Here is a 3,232-nt window from a genome sequence, read left to right on the forward strand (position 1 = left end):
ATTACTAATTCCTTTTATATCAACAAATTTCCCCACATATCCCTTTGTACCAATATCTTTTAAAGTACGTATAAAAAAGGCCCTTTATCTTATCTTTATCTTATCTTTACCTTATCTTTAAATTTTTATATTAAACTTGAAACCTTAAAGTATTGATGTATGAGTCTAAAAGGGTGGGAGATAGATGTTCATTACATAGTTTGTATATAAACAATTACCTTTGAAAAATTGAATTTCTTATACGAGGAGGAATATATGAAGGATACAAGTAAAAATCAAATTATAAAAGTGTTCCTTATTAGTATTTTAGGCTTAGGAACAATACTTGGAATGCTATATTTTAATCATAAAACCAATATTCAACAAAATAAAGCGCTAGCCACCGAAAAACGTGTATTGCAATATGAGTCTACCTTAAAAAAAGAATTAGAAAAATATAATTTAGGAGAGAAAACACCAATTTTATTAGGAATTATGTATCAAGAGAGTAGAGGTGAGGGAAACGACCCTATGCAGTCATCCGAATCACTTGGATTAAAGCCAAATGAAATTCAAGAGACAAGCTTGAGCATTAAACAAGGGGTAAAGCACTTTGTTAAAATGTACAAGTATGGAACGGAAAAAGATGTTAGCATGGATACAATTATTCAAAGCTATAATATGGGGCCAGGGTATATTGATTTTATTGCTAGTCAAGAAGTTAAACAACACTCGGAGGATTCGGCCAAAAAATTTTCTAAGATGAAAGTTGATCAAAATCCAGCAATGTACACTTGTGGTGGAAATAAAAATAATTTTAGGTATCCATATTGTTATGGTGATTTCAAATATGCCACAAAGGTAAATGAAAAAACAAAACTTATTGAAGAACTTCTTCGAAATGTACATAGCTCTTCTAAATAAGTTGCAGAATGAAATATAATGATACCCAGTTATTAACAATAATATCTAAGAAAAAACTGTTTTATTTATTAATTAACATTATTTTCAAAAATAAATTCTGTAGATGTTAATATTTGTTATATAATATATTTGTCAAAGCATTACCCTTGAAGTTTCTACGGTCAATTTGTAAGATAGTTTGTTTGGTCCTTATATTCGCCTTAAGCTAAAAAGAACTTGTAGAGATTCCTACAAGTTTTTTTGTTTTAAGGGTTAAATGTGGATTTCAAATATAGTTGTAATTTTTTGAGGGGGAAAAGTAAATGTTTATAAAAACAGAAAGGTTATTAATACGGAAATTTGAGTTCAAAGATTGGCAAGCTGTTCATGAGTATACATCAGATATCAATGTTATGAAATACATACCTGAAGGGGTTTTTACTGAAGAAAATACAAGAAACTTTGTGAATGAAAACATTGGTGAAAACGCTAAGAACTTTCCTGTAGTATTAATTGATAAAGATATCCTGATTGGTCATATAGTTTTTCATAAATATTTTGGTGAGCATACATATGAGATTGGTTGGGTGTTCAATCCTAAATATTTCAATAAAGGATATGCTTCTGAAGCAGCACAAGCTACATTGAAATATGGCTTTAAGGAAATGAAATTACATAGGATTATAGCTACATGTCAGCCACAAAATACCCCATCATATCGAGTAATGGAGAAGATTGGAATGAGAAGAGAAGGCTATTTCAGGAAGTGTATACCACATGGGAATGAATGGTGGGATGAATATTATTACGCTATTTTAGAAGAAGAGTAGTGTTTCAGAATGCATCATTTAAATTGACACTCTTATTCCTAAATAGGCAAGTTGACTATCTTTATTGGGGATTCTTGCTACTAAAGGCGAAGTTTATTTTCAGTATCGCTGACGTGCAAAACTTTGTATAATCTGATCTTATCTCTAAATCACAACTGTTACCCCATCACCATCAAGTTAAAGTTTCATTTTATTTTGCTAACTTGATCGTGATGTGACGTAACCTTAATTATTTAAAAATTTTAAAAAGGCCCCTTAGTCATGTTAAAGGGACCTTGATCACGCAAATGATCTGTAAACCAATTCATTTTTTATATACAGATCATTTGTATGATAATTTTTATAAATAATTGCTAAATAGTGAATTTACATAAATGCTTTTAGTAGTTCTTGAATTAATGGGATTGCTCCACCTATAAATTTTAAAACTGCCATTGCGATTTCCATATTATTCTCTCCTCTTTTTCGTATTAAGATGTAATAAATCTTTATAACCTTATTATAGTAAGCGCTTACAATTATAACAATATATTTTCGTATGCAATATTGCATATTTATACATTAGATCTCTATTATTCATTTTTTAATGGTACTATAGCGAGGTGAGAGTCTTTAAGGGTTCTGCTTAATAGGAGGAAATATGGAAAGAGTGCAAGCGATTTACAGTAATCAAAAATTTAAGAGTTGGGTTAAACAGGTATTAGCTGTAGGAGGAGTAATAGGGTGCTGTTATTTGGTGTTATATGTTTTCTGTTTCTTAGTTATCATGTAAATAGTATACAACTAAACTAGTAGAGTCTTGCCTAGAAAGGTAAGGCTCTTTTATTGTAGTACCTGGAGATGAGCAAACTACATACAATATCTCTCAGGTTTTTCAGATCACTTTGTACGGTTTCTTGTTTAGAACACTAATTCCTATCATTGAAAACAGAATTCTATGGATAAAAAATATGTTTTTACTAGATACATATTAAAAAGACAAGCATAAATTATATTAGATTTTGACAAAGTCTTTTTGATTTCGAAAAGGATTTAAATCTTACTTATAGATTTGATTCCTTTTTATATAATATAATCCTTATATTGATACGTAAATATAATACAGTAATAATGATTTAAAAGCAAGAATTTTAGTAGCGGTACGTTCACACATCCATCAACTTAAGATTTTAAAGTAGCTCTTAAACAAAAAAATTCTTTTTTTAATTGATTAATAGTAAACAAGAAAGATTGGCAAATTAACAACTAAAGAGATTTATTCAGGTAAAATCTATCAAAAGGTCCTTTACAAAATTTATACATAATTCAATTATAAAATAATGTAAAAATTATGCATTTTTGTAAAAGAAATTCATTGACACTTGTGTATATAAGTAACTATACTCGTTACATCAAATTGAATGCGTGATAATACGATTTTATTATTATTACAAACATGTAAATATAAAAATAGAAAATTTCAATTTGATAAATACAATGGTAGAGGTGTTTATTTTAATGAAGCACAAATTAATTGCAAC

The 3,232-nt window shown here is 28.7% G+C and carries 3 protein-coding genes; 2 read left to right on the top strand and 1 reads right to left on the bottom strand.

Annotated elements, in window-relative coordinates; all coding sequences use genetic code 11:
- Nucleotides 1-255 precede the first annotated feature (255 nt).
- On the top strand, nucleotides 256-903 hold the full coding sequence (locus tag GBN78_RS29200) for a lysozyme family protein (RefSeq protein ID WP_048535319.1): 648 nt from the start codon (nucleotides 256-258) through the stop codon (nucleotides 901-903).
- A 302-nt stretch (nucleotides 904-1,205) separates the two neighbouring features.
- Nucleotides 1,206-1,712, top strand: a complete 507-nt coding sequence (locus tag GBN78_RS29205) for a GNAT family N-acetyltransferase (protein WP_000470146.1) — start codon at nucleotides 1,206-1,208, stop codon at nucleotides 1,710-1,712.
- Between the two features lie 366 nt (nucleotides 1,713-2,078).
- On the opposite strand, the gene GBN78_RS29210 is transcribed toward GBN78_RS29205, so the two are convergent.
- On the bottom strand, nucleotides 2,079-2,264 hold the full coding sequence (locus GBN78_RS29210; RefSeq protein WP_002005090.1) for a hypothetical protein: 186 nt from the start codon (nucleotides 2,262-2,264) through the stop codon (nucleotides 2,079-2,081).
- Between the last annotated feature and the right edge of the window lie 968 nt (nucleotides 2,265-3,232).

This window comes from Bacillus sp. B2-WWTP-C-10-Post-4 (assembly GCF_009183805.1).
GTDB classification, from domain to species: domain Bacteria; phylum Bacillota; class Bacilli; order Bacillales; family Bacillaceae_G; genus Bacillus_A; species Bacillus_A cereus.